The organism is uncultured Agrobacterium sp., from assembly GCF_913777885.1.
Classification (GTDB): Bacteria; Pseudomonadota; Alphaproteobacteria; order Rhizobiales; family Rhizobiaceae; genus Agrobacterium.
Window position 1 is genome coordinate 41381 of record NZ_CAJYTV010000022.1, and the last position, 21577, is coordinate 62957.

Genomic DNA, 21577 nt, shown 5'->3' on the forward strand with positions numbered 1-21577 from the left:
TCTAACACCACAAAGAAAGTCGACTGGAAATGCTGACACGCGTGGCGCGTCTTTACGGCAAAAGAGACCTCAAGGTCGAAACGCAGGACTACTCGCAGCCAGGGAAAGGCGAAGTCCTTCTCCGCATGGCATCCGGCGGTATCTGTGGATCGGACCTCCATTATTATCAGGATGGCGGTTTTGGGCCGGTACAGGTGCGCGAGCCGATCATTTCCGGACATGAAGCTTCGGGCTATGTCGAGCAACTCGGTGCCGGTGTCAGTCATCTTGCGATCGGCGCGCTGGTCGCGGTCAATCCATCGCAGCCCTGCGGTGCTTGCGATTATTGCCTCAAGGGTATGCCTATTCATTGCCTCGACATGCGTTTCATGGGAAGCGCCATGCGGCTGCCGCACGAACAGGGCATGTTTCGCGACCATCTTGTCGTACCCGCCAAACAGTGCTTCGCCTTTACCGAAGGCGTAACCCCGCATGAGGCAGCTTGCGCCGAACCGCTTGCCGTTTGCCTGCACGCCGTCGCTCAGGCCGGTGATCTTTCCGGCAAGCGCGTGCTCGTCACCGGAGCAGGGCCGATCGGGCTCTTGACGGTTGCCGCCGCAAGACATGCCGGCGCGGCCGAGATCATTGTGACGGATCTTACGGACGCGGCGGTCGCCCGCGCACCCGCTATGGGCGCAACAGGAACGATCAACGTCGCAACAAACCCGCAGGCGCTTGCGCCTTATCAGGAGAACAAGGGAAGCTTCGACGTCGTTTTCGATTGTTCGGCGGCAGCACCTGCGCTTCGCTCAGCCTTCAGCGCCATCAAGCCGCGCGGCACGCTGGTACAGGTCGGGGTCACGGGAGACATCGCGATCCCGCTCAACCTCTTGGTAGGCAAGGAGATCGTCTGGCGTGGATCACAACGTTTCCACGCGGAATTTGCCGAGGCCGTCTCGCTGATCTCCTCTCGCGCCATCGATGTGCGGCCGATCATTTCGCATCATTTTCCGCTTGAACGGGCGGTCGAGGCCTTTGAACAGGCCGGTGACCGCCAGGTGGCCTGCAAGGTGCAGATCACCTTCAGCGACCAGCACTAAATTCAGAGGATAATATCATGAGACATACATGGCGCTGGTTCGGACCAGTGGACAGGGTAACGGTTCAGGATGCCGCACAGGCCGGTGCTGTCGGCATTGTCAGCGCGTTGCACCACATTCCGACCGGCGACGTCTGGCCCGTCGAGGAAATCGAGAAGCGTCATGCCGAAATCAAGGCGGGCGGACTTTACTGGGACGTGGTGGAAAGTGTGTGGATGTCGGAAGACATCAAGACACAGACCGGCGACTGGAAGCAGCATATTACCAACTGGCAGGAAACACTTCGCCGGCTCTCCGCCAGCGGTATTCGCACGGTCTGCTATAACTTCATGCCGGTGCTGGATTGGACCCGGACGGATCTCAGATGGGAGACCCGTCATGGTGCCAAGGCAATGCGCTTTGACCTGACCGATTTTGCCGCCTTCGATGTCCATATTCTCAAGCGCCCGAATGCCACTGCCGATTATCCTGATTGGCTGGTGGACGAGGCAGCACGCCGCTTCGCGGGGATGGCGGACGCGAAGATTACCGCGCTTGGCAGAAATATCGGCGCAGGGCTTCCCGGCTCAGCCGACGGATACACGCTCGATCAACTTCTGGAAAAGCTGCGCAGCTATCACGGGATCGACCGGGCAAGGTTGCAGCAAAACCTCGTCGATTTCCTTTCCGAGGTCGTGCCGGTGGCCGAAGATGTCGGCATCAATCTTTGCGCTCATGGCGATGATCCGCCATGGCCGCTGCTCGGTCTGCCGCGCATCCTTTCGACGCAAGACGATTACGCGCATATGCTGAAGGCGGTCGATAGCCGTGCGAATGGTGTTACACTCTGCACCGGCTCATTGGGGGCGCGACAGGATAACGATCTTCCTTTCATCGCCAAGCGCTTTGCCGATCGCATCCACTTTGTTCATCTGCGCAATGTCAAGCGTGATACGGACACTGTGCCGTGCTCCTTCTTCGAGGACGAGCATCTGGAAGGTGGCACGGATATGGTTGCCGTCATCGCTGCCCTTCTCGCCGAAGAGAAGCGTCGCCTCGATGCCGGTCTTTCCGACCATCAAATCCCCATGCGACCGGATCACGGACAGGAAATTCTGGATGACGCGACCCGTGGCGCACAGCCCGGTTATCCGGCTATCGGCCGTCTTAAGGGCCTTGCAGAGCTGCGCGGCATCGAGCGTACTCTTTCTCATCCCATTCACGGAATTATTTGATCATGAGCAGATTGTCTTCTTCAACGATAATGCCTGACGGTGTTGCTTTGCCTTCCTACGACAGAGCAGATTTGCAGCCCGGCATCATACACATGGGTCTTGGCGCCTTTCACCGCGCCCACCAGGCCGTCTATACACAACGCGCTCTGTCAGAGCAGTTCGGCCCCTGGGGCATCGTTGCCGTCAACCTTCGTTCACCCGATCCGGTGGAGGCGCTTGCCGAACAGGATGGTCTCTACTCCGTCATCGTGCGCAATGCCAAGGGCGATACGGCGGAAGTCATCGGTGCGACGGTGGATTGGCTTTGTGCTGCAGAACGCGGCGCGGATGTGCTCGGTTATCTCGCCAGCGAAACCATTAAAATCGTTACCCTGACGGTCAGTGAGAAGGCCTACGGTCTTGATCCTGTGTCAGGGGGCCTTGATCTGAAACATCCATCCATTGCCGCCGATCTAACCAATCCTCATGAACCGATCGGTGCGATCGGTTTCCTCGTCGAAGGTCTCGCCAAGCGCCGCGAAAAGGGGATCGCTCCTTACACTGTGCTTTGCTGTGATAACCTGCCCTCCAACGGCCATGTGGTTCGTCGCCTCGTGCTGGAAATGGCAGAGCGACGCGACCCGGAACTGGCGCGTTGGATTGCTGAGAACGGTGCGTTCCCCTGCAGCATGGTCGATCGTATCGTGCCTGCGGCGACGGGCGAGAGCCGTGCGCGTGCGCAAGCTCTTCTCGGTGTTGAAGACAAGCTTTCGATCGAGACCGAGCCATTCATGCAATGGGTCATCGAAGAGAATTTCGTTTCAGGTCGCCCCGCCTGGGAGGCGGGCGGCGCCGTCTTCGCAAAGGCCGTCGAGCCCTATGAGAAGATGAAGCTTCGTCTTCTCAACGGCCCGCACACCATGATTGCTCATCTCGGCATCCTGAATGATCTGGAGTTCGTGCGTGACGTGATGGCCGTTCCTGAATTCGTCGAGAAGGTCAGACGGCACATGCAGGCAGCGGTCAAGACGCTTGATCCAGTGCCGGGCATCGATCTTCCGGCCTATATGGACGAGCTTCTCGAGCGTTTCGCCAATCCGACCATTGCGCACAAGAATGTCCAGATTGCCATGGACACCAGCCAGAAGCTGCCACAGCGCGCTCTCGCAGCAACGGTGGAGACGCTGGAGGCGGGCCGTGATGCGGCAGAATTTGCCTATGTGATCGCACTCTGGATTGCTTCGATCCACAAGCGTGGAACTCTCGACGATCCGCGTCGCGAGGAAATCCTTGCCGCTGCCCGCGCCGTCGATCCGAGCGATCCCTCGGCCTCCTTCTTCGCTATCGACGGACTGTTTCCGCCGGCATTGGTCCAGAACAGAGCCTGGCGCGATCGCGTCAACGCAGAACTGAAGGACCTCAAGGCCTAAGTTTCCAAATTTTCCTCAATAAAAAACCCGGCGGTCGTCTCGCCGGGTTTTCTTTTGGGTGTGAGAGGGATGCTCAATCCATCTTATGGATGTCGCGATCCTTTGTTTCCGGCAGGAAGAGCAGGCCGATCACGAGCGTGATGCCGGCAAAGACGATCGGGTACCAGAGACCATAGTAGATATCGCCCTTGGCCGCACTCATCGCAAAAGCCGTTGCCGGGAGAAGACCGCCGAACCAGCCGTTACCGATATGGTAGGGCAGGGACATGCCAGAGTAGCGGATGCGGGTGGGGAAGAGTTCGACCAGCAAAGCTGCAATCGGGCCGTAGACCATCGTCACATAGATGACGAGGACGGTCAGGACCGCGATAATCACTACCCAGTTCACCGCAGCTGGATCGGCAACCATGGTGAATGCGCCGCCGCCTGGCACCGTATAGACGGCCATCTCGGTTGCACCATTGGCTTCAGCCGCTGTCAGCAGCTTGTCGGCAACCAGCTTGTCGACTGGAACGGTTTTGGCAGGTGTGGCGCGCACTGCATCTGCGTTGAGCGCCAGTTCCGGATTTGCAGCGACGAATGCATCGAGCTTTGCTGCAGGAACTTGAGCGGCACCACGGACCAGCGGATAACCGCCGTCATGCAGAGCAATGTTGATCTGCTTCTGGAAAGCGCGATCCTTCGCGGCTGCATCGGCACCTGCGGAGACGGCATCATAGCTGGTGACAGTAGCGTCAGCGATTTTCACCACTGCTGGCTGTCCGGCTGGACCTTCGACCACATCATAAGGCACTGAGTTGCGGGTGAGGAACGCGGTCGCGATATCGCAGGATGTCGTAAACTTCGCCGTACCCGTGGGGTTGAACTGGAATTTGCAGTCACCGGGTGCTGCGGTCACCGTTGCGCGAACCGACGCTTGGGCCTGTGCAAGCGCAGGGTTGCCTGCCCAAGTCAGCGCTTTAAACAGCGGGAAATAGGTAAGCATCGCCAGAACGAGGCCCGCCATGATGATCGGTTTGCGACCGACCTTGTCGGAAAGCCAACCGAAGAGAACGAAGAAGCCGGTGCCGAGTAGCAGGGCGCAGGCGACCATGATGTTTGCCGATTGGCCATCAACCTTCAGAATGCTCTGGAGGAAGAAGAGCGCGTAGAACTGACCCGTGTACCACACAACTGCCTGGCCAACGACAGCGCCGAGGAGCGCAATGATTGCGATCTTGGCGTTCTTCCACTGGCCGAAGGCTTCGCTGAGCGGCGCCTTGGAGGTCTTGCCTTCTGCCTTCATCTTCTTGAAGGCGGGAGATTCGTTCATTTTCAGACGAATCCAGACCGAGACACCAAGAAGGATAACGGACAGCATGAAGGGAATGCGCCAGCCCCAGGCAGCAAAGGCTTCCTTGCCGACGCTAAACTGAACACCGAGAATGACGACCAGCGACAGAAAAAGTCCGAGCGTCGCCGTGGTCTGAATCCACGACGTATAATAGCCGCGACGGCCATTCGGTGCATGCTCAGCCACATAGGTGGCCGCCCCGCCATACTCGCCACCGAGTGCCAGACCCTGAAGCATGCGCAGGAGGATAAGGATGATGGGAGCCGCAATGCCGATCTGCGCGGCACCTGGCAGAATGCCGACCACGAAGGTCGAGAAACCCATGATCAGAATGGTCACGAGGAAGGTGTATTTACGTCCGACGATATCGCCAAGACGGCCAAAGACCAGAGCGCCGAATGGTCGAACGAGGAAGCCTGCCGCAAAGGCCAGGAGCGCGAAGATGTTGCGCGTCGTTTCGGGATACTGGCTGAAAAAGTTCGCGCCGATATAGATGGCGAGCGAGCCATAAAGATAAAAGTCGTACCACTCGAAAACCGTGCCGAGAGAAGAGGCGAAAATGACCTTCTTCTCCTCCGCTGTCATGGGGCGCGCTTTTTCTGCGCCCGTCGCTGCTACATGTGCCATTGTCTGTCCTCCACAGAAATCAAGAAGACGCATCGCACCAGTTCGACTCCCCTCGAACTTCCCTTTTGGGGCGCGATGCACCTGACTGCAAAGTGACAGAAATTTAACGAAAGGAAGAGCGATCCTTTCGACTTATGACTTTAGTCTAAGAAGCGCCTCTTCTTTGACGAGCACAGGTCCTCAAATGACAGACATCGCGAAAAAATGCCGGCCCCTTTGCAGGAGCCGGCGGACTTTGCCGGGGTTCTCTCCCGGGTTGACGCGAAGGCCTGAAAAATTCCTAAGCCCATTCACCTTTGCGCATGACTGGCACGACGGAGCCATCCGGTTTGATGCCGTCGATATCGACCTTGTCGGAGCCGATCATCCAGTCGATATGGATGAGGCTCGAATTGCCGCCCTGAGACTTGATCTGATCCTGGCTGAGCGAGGCGCCATCGATAAAGCACTTGGAGTAGCACTGGCCGAGCGCGATATGGCAGGAGGCGTTTTCGTCGAAGAGTGTGTTGTAGAAGAGGATGCCGCTTGCCGAGATCGGCGAGGAATGCGGCACAAGCGCCACTTCGCCGAGACGGCGCGCGCCCTCGTCGGTATCGAGCACCTTGTTCAGGACGGATTCACCCTTCGAAGCCTTGGCCTCGACGATGCGGCCCGCCTCAAACTTCACCTGTATGTCGTCGATCAGCGTGCCCTGGTGCGACAAGGGCTTGGTGCTGGAGACATAGCCATCGACACGCAGGGCATGCGGAGTGGTGAAGACTTCCTCGGTGGGGATATTCGGATTGCAGGTCACGCCATTCTTTGCCATCGACGCACCGCCGTGCCATTCATGGCCGTCGGCCAGACCGATTGTAACGTCGGTGCCTGGACCTTTGAAGTGTAGCGACGCGAAGCGCTCGCCATTCAACCACTTGGACCGCTTGGCAAGATTAGCATTGTGCTCTGCCCAGGCAGCCACCGGATCGGCGACATCGACACGCGAGGCGGCGAAGATCGCGTCGGCCAGCTTGCGGACTGCCTCTTCCTCTCTCACACCGGGGAAAACCTGTTTTGCCCAGGATGGGTTTGGATAGGAGATGATATTCCAGTTGATATCGAAGTTGGAAATCTTCTCAAGCGCTGGTTTGTAGGCCGTGGAGTTGGCTTTGTTGGCACGTGCCACTTTTGACGGATCTTGCTCGGACAGCAGCATGGGGTTGTCCCCGGAAATGGCCAGTCGTGCTGCGCCATTCGCGTATGCCTTGGCCATGCCTTCATAAAGCCAGCTGGACGCCTTGTCGAAATTGGCGTCGCTTGCATGGCGGTAACGCGCCAGCGTCGTCTCTTCATCGGAATAGAAGGTCGTCACCAGACCGCTGCCTGCCATGTAGGCGTGCTTGGTCAACTGGCGCACCAGCGGCAAGGCCGCAAGCGGCGCCGTGATCACCAGATCCTGATCCTTCTGAAGCTGAAGTCCGACCTTGACGGCGACTTCGGCCAGTTTTTCGAGTTTAACGGGATCGATAGGGGAAACGCTCATGATCTGCCTTCACATGTCTGCTTGAACGGGTGGACAATAGACCATCCATCGGGAAAGCCAACCACCTTCCGGCTGGCGTGGCTCACTCGGCGATGAGCGGCACAGCTGAGGCCTTTAAAGCTGTCAGCGCATCTTTTGGCGAAAGGCGGATTTGAAGTCCGCGTTGCCCGCCATTCATGTAAACATAGGCGTGGTCCATGGACTGGACCTCGATGGCTGTTGGCACCAGCTTTTTCTGCCCGAAAGGACTGATGCCGCCGACATGGAAGCCCGTCGCTCGCTCGGCATCGGCAGGCTTCATCATATTGGCGGATTTGCCGCCAAAGGCTGCCGCCAGCTTCTTCATGCTGACTTCGCGGTCCGACGGTACGACGACGCACACAGCTCTGCCATCCACTTCGGCCATCAGTGTCTTCAACACCAGATGCGGCGGCTCGCCAATGGATTCGGCTGCCTGAAGACCGATACGCTCGGCATTGGGGTCGTATTCGTAGGATACGGTGGTGAAAGCCACGCCCGCTTTCGTCAGCATCTGGGTTGCACGCGTTGTCTTGGACATGGATTACTGGCCGAAGAGGTTGGCATAGATGTCGGGCTTGAAACCGACGACGATCTTATCCTCTGCTTCCAGCACCGGCCGCTTGATCATCGAAGGCTGTTGCAACATCAGCGCTATGGCCTTTTCACGTGTCAGGTCAGCTTTCTGTTCGTCATCGAGCTTCTTGAAAGTCGTGCCAGCGCGGTTCAGCACCGTCTCCCATCCCGCCGCATCGCACCATGCCTCCAGATGCTCGCGATCGATGCCCTTCACCTTGTAATCGTGAAATGCAGTTTCGATACCGTTCTCGTCCAGCCAACTACGCGCCTTCTTCATCGTGTCGCAGTTCTTGATGCCGTAAATCGCGGTCGCCATGGTGTCCGTCTCCGTTGTGATGTCTGACTTAACAAAAATTGGAGAGTAGGCAAAGCATCGTGTCTTGGCGCGCTGTGCCATCCTTTAGGACCCAAAACGGACGTTCTAACGTCTTGAACTTACGCATCACGCTCTGCGAAAATTGATTCCGATTTTCGGGCCATTGATGTAGCCATGCAAATTTGCTTCGGCTGACATCCAAAGGAGTTCGAGCTCCGTCGCATGGCTCCCTCTCTATATCATGAGTTGTAGATCCGCGTGGTTTTGCCCATATTCTGGGCAGTTCAAAAGGAGAAAGAAATGCGTTCGGTTGCAAAGACATCGCGTAAGTTTTTCAGTGAAACCCTTGCCGTTTTCGGCGCCGCCGTTTCGGTCTCCGCCGCTGTGCGTGCCCACCGCAAGCCTGCCGGTTCCGATCTCGATGCGCTTGGTATCGATCCCAAGGCTTTCGATAAGGTTCAGCTGTAACAGCTGGCTGCGCGCATCGCTGGTCTGCGCAAAGTGTAATGTCAAAGAGCCGGGCGCTGTTGCAGCGCCCGGCTTTTGCTTGTGACCGTTGTCGCGGGCAATTATCTCCGCTGATAGAGTGGCTCAGCCATAATATTCTGGAGCTTTCTTGAAAGTCGACCAAGCGTCGGGATCATGTCCTGTCACCACGATCGCATCTGCCTTCTCTGCAATGGTTCTGAGCTTTTGCACGGAGCGCACTGTATCCACCGTGGAAGCGAGGAAGCCTGGCAGCGCCTTTTCTTCCCAGTGATCCAGTGTGTAGGCGGCGTCGATGGTGAGCAGTAGCGGCTTGCTGTCCGGCACTCGCACCAGGAAGGACTGGTGGCCCGGCGCGTGACCAGGAGTGAAGATCGTCGTCAGAGTGCCATCGCCGTAGATGTCATAAAGATCGTCGTCCGCTCCGTTGAGGAACTGCCATTTCAAGCCCGGCTTGTCGAAATCCTTGCGGATGTAACCGCCTGCCGCAAACCAGTCCGGCGTAAAGGCGTACTCATATTCCCGGCGCTGGACGATGTGGGTCGCATTCGGGAAACGTCCGATGGCGCCGGTGTGGTCGAGATGCAAGTGGGACTGGACCACGTATTTGACATCCGCGGGGTCAAAGCCAAGCGCCTTGATCTGGTCGACGCAGCCCTGATCCTTATCCAGAACCGGCCAGTAGACATCGCAGACGCCACCCCAATGGCCGCGTGGATCGGTGGCTACCTCAATTGCATTGCCGCCGTCGATGACGGTATGCCCGTCCGGGTGGGTAATCAGGAAGAATGGAACGGGGATTTCGTAATCTGCGCCGTCTCCCTGGTTCATCTTGATGTTGTGGACCTTGCATTTCAAGGTTCCGGATTGAAGCATATAGAGCCTGATATCAGTCATAAAGGTTTCCTCCCTGACAATAGATTTCTGGATGGGTTCGGTAGTCAGAATGCTTCCCGATAAAGCGCCAGCGCATCCTCTTCGCGGACCTCGACGGGGTTGTTGACGAGTAGACGCGTCTGCTTCATTGCGTCGGACGCCAGCATCGCGAGGCTGTTGTCGGTCACGCCTACATCGCGCAGGCGCCGAGGCGCCCCGCTCCCATCCATCAGCTTTTCCATGTGCTGAACGAAGGCTGTCGAGCGCGTGGCGGCGTCACCGGTTCCCGGAACCTTCAAGACGTCGGCGAGCTCGGCGTAAAGCGGCGCGGCAGCGGCGGCGTTGAAACGGAGGATCGGGCCGAGCATCAGCGCGTTGGAAAGCCCGTGCGGAATGTGGTAATGGCCTCCGAGCGGGTAGGCGAGGGCATGCACTGCCGCAACCGGCGAGTTGGCAAAGGCTTGGCCTGCCAGCGTGGCTCCCAGAAGCATGGCCTCTCGCGCCTGCCGGTTCGTCCCATCCTTACAGGCGGCCACCAGATTGTCTCCGAGAAGACGCAAGGCTTCGCGTGCCAGGCAGTCGGAGAGCGGGTTCTTCTTGTGTTTGCTGGTATAGGCTTCGATCGCGTGAACCATCGCATCGATCCCGGTTGCGGCGGTGTGTACCTGCGGCAGGCCGACAGTCAACTCAGCGTCGAGGAGCACGAAGTCCGCATAAAGCTGGGGCGAAACGACGCCCATTTTCGTGGTTTCGCCGGTCGTGATGATCGAGATGTTGGTGACTTCCGAGCCCGTGCCGGCAGTCGTCGGGATCAGCACCAAAGGTGCGCGCGATCCCTTGACGTTGCCTATGCCGTACATCTCGGCAAGCGACTGATCCGAGACGAGGAGCACGGCCACGAGCTTTGCGATGTCGAGCGACGATCCGCCGCCCAGACCGATCACGATATCCGCACCAAAGGCTTTTGCGGATGTGACGCATTCAGCCACTACATGTTCCGGCGGATCGGCGACCACCTTGTCGAATATCTCGACGGAAAAGCCGCTGGAAGACAGCGTGTCGGCGATCGGTTGAATAAGCCCTGCTTTCACGAGGCCGCTGTCGGTAATCAGGAGCGCCTTGCGCTGCGCGAACCGGACAGCCAGTATTTCACCAAGCTTTGCAGCTCCGCCCCACGCGATTTGCATGGAGGGAACGGTTCGAAACTCGAAGGGATTGATCGTCATAGTGTCCTCCCGATCATGTCTCAGCTGAGAGCCGAGCAGAGATATTTGATTTCAAGATATTCATCGATGCCGAAGTGGGAGCCCTCGCGGCCAAGACCGGATTGCTTGACGCCACCGAATGGGGCAACCTCATTGGAGATCATGCCGGTGTTGTGGCCAACCATTCCATATTCCAGAGCCTCCGCGACGCGCCACGTACGGCTGAAGTTCTCGGTGTAAAAATAAGCAGCCAAGCCGAACTCTGTGTCGTTGGCCATGGCAATCACCTCGTCTTCCGTCTCGAAACGAAAGAGAGGGGCGACGGGCCCAAAGGTTTCCTCGCGCGCCACCTTCATCGTCTGTGTCGCACCGGTAATGACAGTCGGCTCGAAAAAGGTACCGCCAAGTGCGTGTCGTCCACCGCCGGTAAGGATGCTGGCGCCTTTCGCCACAGCGTCGGCGACGTGCTCCTCGACCTTCTTGACGGCGTCCTCATCGATCAATGGACCGATGGTGACGCCCTCCTCGACGCCGGCTCCGACCTTCATCGCCTTCACCTTCGCGGCAAGTTTCTCCGCAAAGGCATCAAAAATTCCAGCCTGAACGTAAATTCGATTGCTGCAGACACATGTCTGTCCGGCATTGCGATACTTCGATGCGACAGCGCCCTCGACTGCGGCGTCGATATTGGCATCGTCAAAGACGATGAAGGGTGCATTGCCGCCGAGTTCAAGCGAAAGCTTTTTTATTGTCGGGGCTGATTGCGCCATCAGCACGCGCCCGACTTCTGTCGACCCGGTGAAGGAAATCTTGCGCACCGTGTCACTCTCGGTGAACACCTTGCCGATCTCCCGTGCCTTGCCGGTCACCACCTGCAGCACGCCAGCGGGAATGCCAGCCTCTTCGGCAAGCACGCCGAGAGCGAGCGCTGTAAGCGGTGTTTGCTCGGCAGGTTTGACGATCATCGTGCAGCCTGCGGCAAGTGCCGGCCCGGCCTTGCGAGTGATCATCGCAGCCGGGAAATTCCACGGCGTGATGGCTGCGCAGACACCGATCGGCTGCTTGAGAATGGTGATGCGTTTGTCGGTCGTCGGTGCGGGGATAGTGTCGCCATAGACCCGCTTCGCCTCCTCGGAAAACCACTCCACGAAGGAAGCAGCATAGAGCGCTTCGCCCTTGGCTTCGGCGAGCGGCTTACCCTGTTCTGCCGTCATCAACGCTGCGAGATCGTCGGCATGTGCGACCATCAGCTCGAACCAGCGTCTCAAGACAGACGCGCGCTCCTTTGCAGAACGGCTTCGCCAGCCGACGAAGGCTTTCTCCGCTGCTTCGACCGCATGCTCCACCTGAATTGGCGTCAGGGAGGGGACTTCAGCGATAACCTCACCGGTTGCCGGATTTTCAACCTTGATCGTTTCAGAACTATCCGATTGAATCCACTTTCCGTTGATCAGACATGCATCTGTAAGAAGGCGAGGATTCCTCAACTTGAGCACCGTACGATCTCCTGTTAAGTTCAGCTAATTGAACCGCGATCCATGTATTGAACTATGCCGACTGCCGCCGACCCTGTCAAGGAGATGATATGCAAAATGACGAGCCCGACTCATCGTCCACTCAAACCGTGCCGGCGCTACGTCGAGCGGTCGCAATTCTCGATATTCTCGCATCGGGTAAAAATCTGACAGCTGCTGAAATTGCGCGAACTCTCAGCCTTCCGAAGAGCACGGCACATGGGCTGCTGGCGGTGATGGGCGAGTTGGACCTTGTAGGCAAGTCGCCCGATGGCACGTTGAAGATCGGGCCTCACCCGCTTCGATGGGCCAACGCCTTTCTGTCGCAGCTCGATATCGTCACCACATTTCAGGAGGTGCTTGCGCGGGACCGTGAGCTCGACCCTTACACCGTAACGCTCACGGTTCGCGAGGGAGCGGAAGTGGTGTATGTCGGCTGTCGCAATTCGGATCAGCCGCTGGGGCAGACCTTCCGTATCGGCATGAGATTGCCAGCGCCGTTTACGGCAACGGGCAAGATACTTCTATCGGATCTCAAGCCTGCTGAACTCGATCGTCTGCTGACCGATTTTCCCAAGCCGCTGACACCGCGCAGTGTAGGCAGCGTTGAGGAGCTTAAGCGTGAGCTTGAGGTCACACGAAAACGAGGCTTTTCCATTGATGACGGGCAGATCCGCGAAGGAATGATTTGTATCGGGGCCCCACTTCGTGACCATTCCGGCGCGGCCGTTGCCGGGATCGCAATCAGTATTTTACGCAGCGAAGGGAGCGATGATAAAATAGCGGAACTGGGAGCGCAGTTGCAGGCGATCGCACAAGGAATGTCGGAGGGATTGGGGGGAGGCTGATGCCCGTCCATACCTGCACGGGCGGGGAGTTTTCAGGTAACATCTGCAATCCGCTCTCGGCCCCCACCATATCACTTACAATTCGATTGTTCCGTTCTCCTTACCGTCCCAGTATTGTACGCGCACGCCGCGAACCTTGATCAGGACCAAGCCAGGGGTATCGACGCCTTCGGTGAACCAACGATCCAGATCTGAAACCCAATGGCGCTCGAAAGCGGACTTATCCTCGATGAGTTCTGCTGCGCCTTCGATCGAGATGAACATGCCGGGCTTGCCAAGCAGGCTTGGCGGCTCAGTGAAGGAAAGCGTCACCTGAGGATTGCGGTTGATATGGGAGACCTTGTGCGTGTCCTTCAGCGAGAAGAACCAGGAATCGCCATCATAGTCTACATCGCCATTGTTGCTCATGGGGCGGTTGGTGATTGCACCGGAGGAGCCGTGTGTCGCCATCATGCAGAAGTCGATCTTCTTCATCGTTGAGGCGATGTCTTCGATTTTTTTACTTTTCATGGAGGGCTTCCTTTTTAAACATTGAACCGCCGGAAAGTGGTACGTTTCTTGTCACCGGCCAGGTAGCGCAGATCGTACTGACCGAGTGACCGCGCTCAAGGACGGGCTTGGAATCGTGCGGTAGCGGGCTTCGATGAGATTGTAGATGCCAAAGGCCGCGAGCCCCGCGGCTACGCAGATGTAGAGTGCGCTGCCGAACGGCATCTGTCTTAGCCATTGCATCGCGTCGCCCATGCTGCCGGCCTCCTGTGGATCGACCTTCATTCCGGCCGTGATGAAAAGGATGCCGATGATCGCAAACACCAGACCGCGTGCTACGAGCCCGTAGATGCAAATCCAGGTAGCGACCGCATTCTTGTCCGGGATGCGCAGATAGCGCTCGAACTTTCGCGTCAGTCCCTTGGCTGCAGTGACACCGCCGCCGATGACGAATCCAGCGCCGACCGCAATCAGAAGATAGGATCCGAAGGGCTGCGACATGATCCATTGGGCGAGATCTTTCTCACCCGAGCCTTCATCGCCGCCACCGGCAAGGAAGCTGTGGCCGAGCGCGAAGCCGGCAAGACCAAGGTATGTCACAGCACTTCCCACTAGCGCCGTTCGAATGACCAGGCCTTTGGCACTGGTGCCATGATCGTCCGTATCGGCAATGGCTTGCGCCAGACGCCAGCAGACGAAGCCGAGAAGGCCGATGCCGATCGCGCCCACCCAGATGCGTCCGAACGGCTGGCTCAACAGTGTCGAGATCGCCGATTTCGTTTCGGTTTTCTCGCCTGCCACGCCGGACAGGAGTGCCAGCCCGCCAACGAGCATGAAGACGATGCCGCGTGCGGCGTAACCGCTCTTGGCGAGTAGATCGAATCGGAAGGTTGAAGGCATGGCGGGTCCGCGGTGCTGGGAACTATGGGTCCCTAACGCGCCGTGCGGTTGAAAGGTTGAGCTGTGGGTGAGAAAAAGTGTCGACGGCATCGTTGCCACTTCGCGTCGATGCACGCTTCACGACTGGTTTCAACAAGGATCGACGGCTAACCGCTCGAGCGCTGTGCTAGTCGTCCTGCCGCGTAGTCTCGTGCCAGTGCGATGAAGGCTTGGAAGGCTGCTGAGGAATTGCGCCGATTATAATAATAAAGGCAGAGCGGCACGAGCGGTGGAGTCCAGTCTTCGAGGATGCGAACAAGCCGTCCTGCGGTTATGTCTTCGCGGACATCGGCCTCCATAAAATAGCCGATCCCAACACTGTTGATTGCCGCGATCCGGGCCAATGAGGCTTCATCCAGCGTGATTGGTCCTTCGACATCAAGATGCAGCTCTTCTCCGCCCTTCTCAAATCGCCATCGCAGCAGGGCTCCATCTGGGAGGCGTCCGCGAATGCATGGGTAGGCCAGCAGATCCTGCGGCACTTGGGGAACATTTCGTTCTTCGAAAAAGGCGGGTGAGGCGACAACCGCCATGCGTCGCGTTTTCCCCAGCGGTATGGCGATCGCGTCATTTGGCACAAGGTCCGCGCTGCGCAATCCCAGATCGAAGCCCGCCGCCACGACGTCGACAAGCCGACCCTCGGTCACAAGGTCGATGTGGACTTGGGGAAAGCGCTGAAGATAGCTCAACACCAGCGGCACCATGATCTCGCGCGCCGCAGTGGCAAACGCGTTGATACGCAAGGTGCCTGACGGCGTTTCCTGTTGAGCCCGTGCCGTGTTCATCGCATTTTGAATATTTTCCAGCGCGGGCTTGATTTGCGCGACAAAGATGCGCCCCGCATAGGTGAGCGAGACACTGCGTGTGGTGCGATTGAAGAGACGCACGGCGAGCTCTCGCTCAAGCTTGCCCACGGCGCTGCTGATAGCAGTGGTCGACATGCCGAGCTCCAAGGCCGCGGCTCGGAACGAGCCGCACCGGACGATGGCTAAGACTGCCTCGAGTTCAATGAGAGAGTGTCGCGTCATTGTCCCGATTTTCGTTACGCCCAATGCCGATCTATCTCGCTTATCGGGAGAAAAGTCCATGGCTAAATTAGCGTCATCACCAGCAAGGAGATGGCCATGTCACTGAACATACTCAAACCGATCGCCGAGTATATCGAGGCAAATGCCCGCCTCGATCTTGAGGGCATGATGAAGCATTTCGCCAAAGATGCCGTCTTCATCGATAACGGCAAACACTATGTCGGGCTTTCCAAAATCCGCCAGCTCCTTGAGGAAGAAGCGATCGCGGTGAAGGCGATCTTCGAGCCCGATACCGCTCGGGAAGAAAATGGCGACTTCATCCTAGAAGGCCCCGCTCACGGTGACTTCCCCGGCAGCCCGCTTCGCTTCACCTATCGTTTCACGATGGCGCAGGATGCCATCAAGACGTTGGAGACCAGGATATGATCATCCAGGCAAACCCCGATGAATTTGCGGGCAAGCGCGTGCTCGTCAGCGGCGGTACGAAGGGTCTCGGCCGCGCCACGGTAAAACGCTTTCTCGCCGGCGGCGCTCGCGTTGTCACAACCGCGCGCACAATCCAGGATCCCATTGAGGGTGTGGACTATGTTCAGGCAGACCTGACGACCGCCAAAGGCAGCGAAACGGTCGCCAAGGCGGCAATCGAGCGGCTTGGCGGTATCGACATTCTTGCTCATGTCATCGGCGGTTCCAATTCACCGGCAGGCGGCTTTGTGGCCTTGACGGACGAGCACTGGCTTGCCGAGCTGAACCTCAACCTGTTGGCAACGGTCCGGCTTGACCGGCTGTTGATTCCGCAGATGCTCGAGCGCAGTCAAGGCATCGTCGTGCATGTCACCTCCATTCAGTCGGTGTTGCCGCTGCCGGAATCCACGACAGGCTATGCCGCCGCGAAAGCTGCGCTGAGGACTTACAGCAAGTCGATCTCGAAGGAGCTCGGTCCCAAAGGCATGCGGGTCAATTCCGTTTCGCCAGGCTGGATCATGACGCAGGGCGCCGGAGACTTTCTCGAAATGCTGCGGAGCGCCAATGGCGGTACGATCGAGGATGCGCGCCAGTTCGTTCTCGATGCCTTGGGCGGGATATCGATTGGGCGCGGAGCCGAGCCGGAAGAGGTCGCGGATCTTATCGCCTACCTCGCCTCCGACCGCGCTGGCGCAATCCACGGGGCCGAGTTCGTCATCGATGGCGGTACGATCAAGACAGTCTGAGGCGGATCGCCAACCTGTCTACGACTGGACTGCGATCATAACGACGGTCGATTGCAAGGCAATGATCATGAGCGCAAAGAGAGCGCAGGATATCCGCTATATCCCACGATGTCTCCTCAATCGGCCAGATCTGCAAAGCCAAAAGCCCGCAATATGCGGGCTTTTGGTATTCTTTCAAAGCTTGCTCGAGTCTAAACCGGTTGCGAGATCATTCCCACTCGATGGTGCCCGGCGGCTTCGACGTCACGTCGTAGACCACCCGGTTGATGCCCTTGACTTCGTTGATGATGCGGGTAGCCGCACGACCGAGGAAGTTCATGTCGTAGGGGTAGAAGTCCGCCGTCATGCCATCCACCGAAGTGACCGCGCGCAGTGCGCAGACGAAATCATAGGTGCGATAGTCGCCCATGACGCCGACGGTCTGAACCGGAAGCAGTACCGCAAAAGCCTGCCAGATGGTGTCGTAGAGGCCAGCCTTGCGGATTTCGTCGAGATAGATCGCATCTGCCTTGCGCAGAATATCCAGCTTCTCGCGGGTGACGACGCCGGGGCAACGGATCGCAAGGCCGGGACCGGGGAAGGGGTGACGGCCGATGAAGCTTTCCGGCAGGCCGAGTTCGCGGCCAAGAGCGCGGACTTCGTCCTTGAAGAGTTCACGAAGCGGTTCGACCAGCTTCATGTTCATGCGTTCAGGCAGACCGCCAACATTGTGGTGGCTCTTGATCGTGACGGACGGGCCGCCCGAGAAGGATACGCTTTCGATGACGTCCGGATAGAGCGTACCCTGTGCCAGGAAAGCTGGCGCACCCTTGCCATCCGCTGCAATCTTGGCAGCTTCGGCTTCAAAGGTCTCGATGAAAAGACGGCCGATAGTCTTCCGCTTGACCTCAGGATCGGAAACGCCGGCCAGTTCCGTCAGGAACAAGTCTGAGGCATCTACATGGACGAGCGGGATGTTGTAATGGTCGCGGAACATGCCGACGACCTGCTCGCTTTCAGCCAGACGCATCAGACCGTGGTCGACATAGACGCAGGTCAGCTGGTCGCCGATCGCTTCATGGATGAGGATCGCCGCAACCGAGGAATCGACGCCGCCTGAGAGCGCACAGAGCACACGGCCATCGCCGACCTGCTCGCGGATCTTGCGGATCATCTCCGCGCGATAGGCCGCCATCGTCCAATCGGATTTCAGGCCGACGATCTTGTGGACGAAGTTGGAAAGCAGCTTCGCGCCATCGGGCGTGTGGACAACTTCCGGGTGGAACATCGTGGTGTAGTAGCGGCGCTCTTCATTGACTGCGATGGCGAAAGGTGCGTTCTCCGACGTCGCTGCCACTTCGAAACCGGCCGGCAATTGCGTGACGCGGTCGCCATGGCTCATCCAGACCGGATAACGGCCACCAAGTTCCCAGAAGCCATCAAAGAGCGGGCTCGCCTTTTTGATTTCGATATCGGCTCTGCCAAATTCCGCTGCATGGCCGCCTTCTACGGTACCGCCGAGCTGGGTGCAGAGCGTTTGCTGGCCATAGCAAATGCCGAGGATCGGGATACCTGCATCAAACACTGCCTGTGGTGCGCGCGGGCTTCCCTCGGCCGTGACAGATGCTGGGCCACCGGAGAAGATGACGCCCTTCGGCTGCAGTTTCTCAAACGCCTCTGCAGCGCTCTGGAACGGGTGGATTTCACAATAAACCCCGGCTTCGCGGATGCGGCGCGCAATCAGCTGCGTCACCTGGCTGCCGAAATCGATGATGAGGATGCTGTCGGGATGGGCTATCTGGGTCATGGCGAGCCTTTAAAGAATTGCCGGGCGTAAGGCAACCCGGCGCATGCCCTGAGAAGCCAGAAAATGTGCCGCCTTGCAAGCATCAGAGTGTAATCGCCCCGACCTTTATCGCGTCTTTCAGCCTGTCGACGGCCTCTGCCAGTTTCTCGTCGATAATGTGGAGATACTCCGTCCAGTCATCGATATGGTGAACATCCGCCTTACCATCGGAAATGCCACGCAAGGCGATCAGCGGAATGCCGAAGCGGTGGCAGGCGCGCAGGATTGCGAAGGTCTCCATCTCCACCATGTCTGCGTCGATACTGTCATAGGCGCTGCCGGACACCACATTGGCGCCGGTGGAAAGACGCGCGGTCGCAACGCCTGGTATGGAATATGGAAGCGGAACCTCTGCGGGCAGATCCAGAAATGGCGTGCGTCCTTTTTCAAAGCCAAAGGCTGAGGCATCCATATCCCGGTAGGATACACTGACAGCCTGATAAACTTTGGTCTGTTCCAACAGGCGCGAGCCGGCGGACCCTAGCGAAACCACGAGATGGGGCAGGCGCGCCTGAGCGTTGAGATCGCTCAATGTGGCAGTCAGGGAAACAGCAGCTTCAACGGGACCGACGCCCGTCATCAGCGGTCGAAAACGGGCTTTCAGATGCGGACCGTATTCCGCCTCGGCTGCCATGACGAAGAGAAGGCGCTTGCCGTCGATCTCGACCAGCTCATAGCTCATTTTCGCTGAACCCTTCGCGTCCTTTCAGAACCATCATCGTTCCCGTCATCGAAGCGATCAGCTTCGCAGGGCCGTCGGAAATGGCATAGGCGCGACCGTCGGCCACGATGATGTTGCTGCCGGGTTTGGTGATCTCGCCACGAAACAAAAAGCGCTCGCCTCGCCCGGGCGACATGAGGTTGACCTTGAACTCGATTGTCAGCAGAGACGCTTCCGGCTCGACGATCGTATAGGCTGCATAGGTGCAGGCGGTGTCGAGCGCGGCGGCTATGACGCCGGCATGAAGAATGCCATGCTGCTGCGTCAGCTTGGGATGAAAAGGCAGCTCTATTTCGACCAGCCGGTGCTCGATACGCGTCAGCTCCGCCTTGATTGCCTGGACCACACCCTGGCGCGCGAAGCTCTTTTCAATACGCTGGCGAAAATCGCCAGGATCGGTGAATGTCATTCCCCTGCCTTTCATTTTTATTGAAAAATGACATGGCCTCGGTCCAGGCGCAAGACAAGGGTGGTTGATCCGCCGGTTCTGTCCAACCGGCGGATCAACGTCATTTTCGCCTCATGCGAGATGATGCGGCTTTTGGAGACCATAGACCGGTGTTTCCAGTCCGACCTGCCGCGCTTTTAATTGCAGCGAGAGATATTGCGAGTAATGACGGGATTGATGCAGATTGCCGCCATGGAACCAGAGGGCTTGCTGCTGCGTCGGCTTCCACATGTTGCGTTGTTCTCCCTCCCAAGGACCCGGGTCCTTGGTCGTATTGGAGCCTAGTCCCCAGCATTTGCCGACCTTGTCCGCCACCTCGCGCGAGATCAGATCCGCTGCCCAGCCGTTCATCGAACCATAGCCGGTCGCATAGACCACCAGATCGGCGGGTAACTGCGTGCCATCTTTCAGCACAACGGCATCCTCTGTCAGGTGAGACACATCCACCCCGGATTTCAGCCTGATCGAGCCGTCAATCACCAGATCGCAGGCGCCGACGTCGATGTAGTAACCGGAGCCGCGACGCAGATACTTCATGAAGAGACCGGACTCGTCATCGCCGAAGTCCAGCATGAAGCCGGCTTTCTTAAGGGCTGCGTAGAAGTCAGCATCTTTCTCCCGGATACGGTTGTAAATCGGAACCTGGAATTCATGCATGATCCTGTAGGGGAGCGAGGCGAAGATGAGATCGGCTTTTCGCGTGGTCATCCCACTGGCGACGGCGCGTTCCGAATAGAGATCGCCCAGCCCGATTTCCATCAAGGAATCCGACTTGACGATATGGGTCGAGGAACGCTGCAGCATGGTCACATCGGCGCCTGCCTCCCACAGCGCAGCGCAAATATCATGGGCCGAATTGTTTGAGCCGACGACGACGACCTTTTTTCCGGAATAGGCGTCCGGGCCCGGATGCTGCGAGGAGTGCTGCTGCTCTCCCTTGAAGATATCCTGGCCTGGGAATTTCGGAATGTTGGGTTTGCCTGACATGCCGGTTGCCAACACCAGTTGCTTGGGCCGCAAGACGACCTCTTTCCCGGCGCGGTCGACAATTACGGTCCACTCTCCGGACGTCTCGTCATATTGGGCCGATTTACAGGTGGTGGAACCCCAGTAGTTCAGCTCCATGACCTTGGTGTACATCTCCAGCCAGTCGCCCACCTTGTCTTTGGGGGTAAAGACCGGCCAGTTTTCCGGGAAGGGAATGTAGGGCAGATGATCGTACCAGACGGGGTCGTGCAGGCAGAGCGATTTGTAGCGCTTGCGCCAACTGTCGCCCGGCCGCTCGTTCTTTTCGATGATGATTGTCGGAACTCCGAGCTGGCGCAGTCTTGCACCAAGCGCAATGCCACCCTGTCCACCGCCGATGATGACGACATAGGGTTGCTCCGTGTAGCCGAGCTCGACGGCCTCTGCTTCACGTTTTTCCTTCCAGGTTCTGCGGTTGCGGTCATGCCCATGTTCGGCTCCCATTGGGCGTCTTGCACCTTTAGGCTCCTCATGTCCTTTCAGTTCACTCATGGTGGTGAGGAGCGTCCAGATCAGGCCATCCTTCAGCCGGACGTGACCATAGCCGCGAGCGGTAGCGGTCTCGAATTCGAACCAGCCCTCGGTTACGCCGCCACTTTCAGAGGCCTGCTCGTTCACATCCTGCCTGAAGCCGGACGGCTTGATGGCCGAGAGCTGGTTCGTCAACATGTCGCGGATGGCGTGATGGCCCTCCATGGTGTTGAGATTCCAGGTGAAGGTTACGAGATCTCGCCAGTAGCAATCTGCCTGGAACAGGTTGACGGCGGCATCTATGTCTTGGGCTGCGAGCGCCTTGCCGAATTTGGCTAGGACCGTGTCGATTTTGGTTGTGGGACTGACATCAAGCATATTCATCTCCTCCATGGT

General features: G+C 58.1%; 21 protein-coding genes. 7 read left to right on the forward strand and 14 right to left on the reverse strand.

Translation table 11 applies throughout. The features are described from left to right. Window positions 1-29: 29 nt before the first annotated feature. From QZ869_RS19915 to QZ869_RS19925, 3 genes are read left to right on the forward strand one after another with little or no spacing between them, the layout of a single operon-like run. The gene (locus tag QZ869_RS19915; RefSeq protein WP_296106830.1) at window positions 30-1079 is read left to right on the forward strand and encodes an L-idonate 5-dehydrogenase; all 1050 of its coding nucleotides are present in this window, start codon (window positions 30-32) and stop codon (window positions 1077-1079) included. Between the two features lie 17 nt (window positions 1080-1096). Further along, on the forward strand, window positions 1097-2293 hold the full coding sequence (gene uxuA / locus QZ869_RS19920) for a mannonate dehydratase (protein ID WP_296086364.1): 1197 nt from the start codon (window positions 1097-1099) through the stop codon (window positions 2291-2293). A gap of 2 nt (window positions 2294-2295) precedes the next feature. After that, window positions 2296-3702 carry a mannitol dehydrogenase family protein gene (locus tag QZ869_RS19925; RefSeq protein ID WP_296106833.1) on the forward strand — a complete coding sequence of 469 codons (1407 nt, stop codon included), beginning with the start codon at window positions 2296-2298 and terminating at the stop codon, window positions 3700-3702. Window positions 3703-3775: 73 nt separating this feature from the next. Here the strand turns inward: QZ869_RS19925 and QZ869_RS19930 are convergent, their stop codons facing one another. The 4 genes from QZ869_RS19930 to QZ869_RS19945 all read right to left on the reverse strand — a co-directional run bounded on the left by QZ869_RS19930 (window position 3776) and on the right by QZ869_RS19945 (window position 8094). Beyond that, window positions 3776-5662: an MFS transporter gene (locus QZ869_RS19930; RefSeq protein WP_296035521.1), complete on the reverse strand. Its 1887-nt coding sequence runs from the start codon at window positions 5660-5662 to the stop codon at window positions 3776-3778. Between the two features lie 280 nt (window positions 5663-5942). Next, window positions 5943-7181: an aminopeptidase gene (locus tag QZ869_RS19935; protein WP_296106836.1), complete on the reverse strand. Its 1239-nt coding sequence runs from the start codon at window positions 7179-7181 to the stop codon at window positions 5943-5945. Between the two features lie 82 nt (window positions 7182-7263). Continuing rightward, window positions 7264-7740: a Cys-tRNA(Pro) deacylase gene (ybaK, locus tag QZ869_RS19940; protein WP_296099793.1), complete on the reverse strand. Its 477-nt coding sequence runs from the start codon at window positions 7738-7740 to the stop codon at window positions 7264-7266. Between the two features lie 3 nt (window positions 7741-7743). Further along, window positions 7744-8094, reverse strand: a complete 351-nt coding sequence (locus QZ869_RS19945; protein WP_296106839.1) for an ArsC family reductase — start codon at window positions 8092-8094, stop codon at window positions 7744-7746. 300 nt (window positions 8095-8394) lie between these two features. Here QZ869_RS19945 and QZ869_RS19950 point away from each other — a divergent pair, with 300 nt between their 5' ends. Next, a complete protein-coding gene (locus QZ869_RS19950; RefSeq protein ID WP_165457025.1) occupies window positions 8395-8562 on the forward strand; it encodes a hypothetical protein in 168 nt (55 codons plus the stop codon). 123 nt (window positions 8563-8685) lie between these two features. Here QZ869_RS19950 and attM read toward each other — a convergent pair whose 3' ends face one another. The 3 genes from attM to QZ869_RS19965 are packed head-to-tail and all read right to left on the reverse strand — an operon-like array spanning window position 8686 to window position 12157. Continuing rightward, window positions 8686-9477, reverse strand: a complete 792-nt coding sequence (attM, locus tag QZ869_RS19955) for an N-acyl homoserine lactonase AttM (protein WP_296086350.1) — start codon at window positions 9475-9477, stop codon at window positions 8686-8688. 44 nt (window positions 9478-9521) lie between these two features. Then, a complete protein-coding gene (locus QZ869_RS19960; RefSeq protein WP_296035530.1) occupies window positions 9522-10682 on the reverse strand; it encodes an iron-containing alcohol dehydrogenase in 1161 nt (386 codons plus the stop codon). 20 nt (window positions 10683-10702) lie between these two features. Next, complete coding sequence (locus QZ869_RS19965; protein ID WP_296106842.1) at window positions 10703-12157, reverse strand: NAD-dependent succinate-semialdehyde dehydrogenase; 1455 nt, start codon at window positions 12155-12157, stop codon at window positions 10703-10705. 89 nt (window positions 12158-12246) lie between these two features. Between QZ869_RS19965 and QZ869_RS19970 the strand changes: the two genes are divergently transcribed. Further along, on the forward strand, window positions 12247-13023 hold the full coding sequence (locus QZ869_RS19970; RefSeq protein ID WP_296035536.1) for an IclR family transcriptional regulator: 777 nt from the start codon (window positions 12247-12249) through the stop codon (window positions 13021-13023). Between the two features lie 75 nt (window positions 13024-13098). Here QZ869_RS19970 and QZ869_RS19975 read toward each other — a convergent pair whose 3' ends face one another. The 3 genes from QZ869_RS19975 to QZ869_RS19985 form a co-directional block, all read right to left on the reverse strand. Continuing rightward, entirely contained in the window at window positions 13099-13533 is a 435-nt protein-coding gene (locus QZ869_RS19975) for a pyridoxamine 5'-phosphate oxidase family protein (RefSeq protein ID WP_296106845.1), read from the reverse strand. 51 nt (window positions 13534-13584) lie between these two features. Then, window positions 13585-14412 carry a DUF1206 domain-containing protein gene (locus QZ869_RS19980; protein WP_296021594.1) on the reverse strand — a complete coding sequence of 276 codons (828 nt, stop codon included), beginning with the start codon at window positions 14410-14412 and terminating at the stop codon, window positions 13585-13587. Between the two features lie 146 nt (window positions 14413-14558). Then, entirely contained in the window at window positions 14559-15479 is a 921-nt protein-coding gene (locus QZ869_RS19985) for a LysR family transcriptional regulator (RefSeq protein ID WP_296106847.1), read from the reverse strand. 96 nt (window positions 15480-15575) lie between these two features. Between QZ869_RS19985 and QZ869_RS19990 the strand changes: the two genes are divergently transcribed. Both QZ869_RS19990 and QZ869_RS19995 read left to right on the forward strand, forming a co-directional pair. Beyond that, window positions 15576-15905, forward strand: coding sequence for a nuclear transport factor 2 family protein (locus tag QZ869_RS19990; RefSeq protein WP_296106850.1), 330 nt, complete (start codon window positions 15576-15578; stop codon window positions 15903-15905). Next, the gene (locus QZ869_RS19995; RefSeq protein ID WP_296106853.1) at window positions 15902-16690 is read left to right on the forward strand and encodes an SDR family oxidoreductase; all 789 of its coding nucleotides are present in this window, start codon (window positions 15902-15904) and stop codon (window positions 16688-16690) included. The genes QZ869_RS19990 and QZ869_RS19995 overlap by 4 nt, the downstream gene beginning before the upstream one ends. A 208-nt stretch (window positions 16691-16898) precedes the next feature. On the opposite strand, the gene guaA is transcribed toward QZ869_RS19995, so the two are convergent. From guaA to QZ869_RS20015, 4 genes are all read right to left on the reverse strand, one after another. After that, window positions 16899-18476, reverse strand: a complete 1578-nt coding sequence (gene guaA / locus QZ869_RS20000) for a glutamine-hydrolyzing GMP synthase (protein ID WP_296021585.1) — start codon at window positions 18474-18476, stop codon at window positions 16899-16901. 82 nt (window positions 18477-18558) lie between these two features. Further along, window positions 18559-19197, reverse strand: coding sequence for a 5'-methylthioadenosine/S-adenosylhomocysteine nucleosidase (locus tag QZ869_RS20005; RefSeq protein ID WP_296106854.1), 639 nt, complete (start codon window positions 19195-19197; stop codon window positions 18559-18561). Beyond that, window positions 19187-19645, reverse strand: coding sequence for a PaaI family thioesterase (locus tag QZ869_RS20010; protein WP_296021581.1), 459 nt, complete (start codon window positions 19643-19645; stop codon window positions 19187-19189). The genes QZ869_RS20005 and QZ869_RS20010 overlap by 11 nt, the downstream gene beginning before the upstream one ends. A 111-nt stretch (window positions 19646-19756) precedes the next feature. Then, complete coding sequence (locus QZ869_RS20015) at window positions 19757-21559, reverse strand: NAD(P)/FAD-dependent oxidoreductase (protein ID WP_296106856.1); 1803 nt, start codon at window positions 21557-21559, stop codon at window positions 19757-19759. Window positions 21560-21577: the final 18 nt, after the last annotated feature.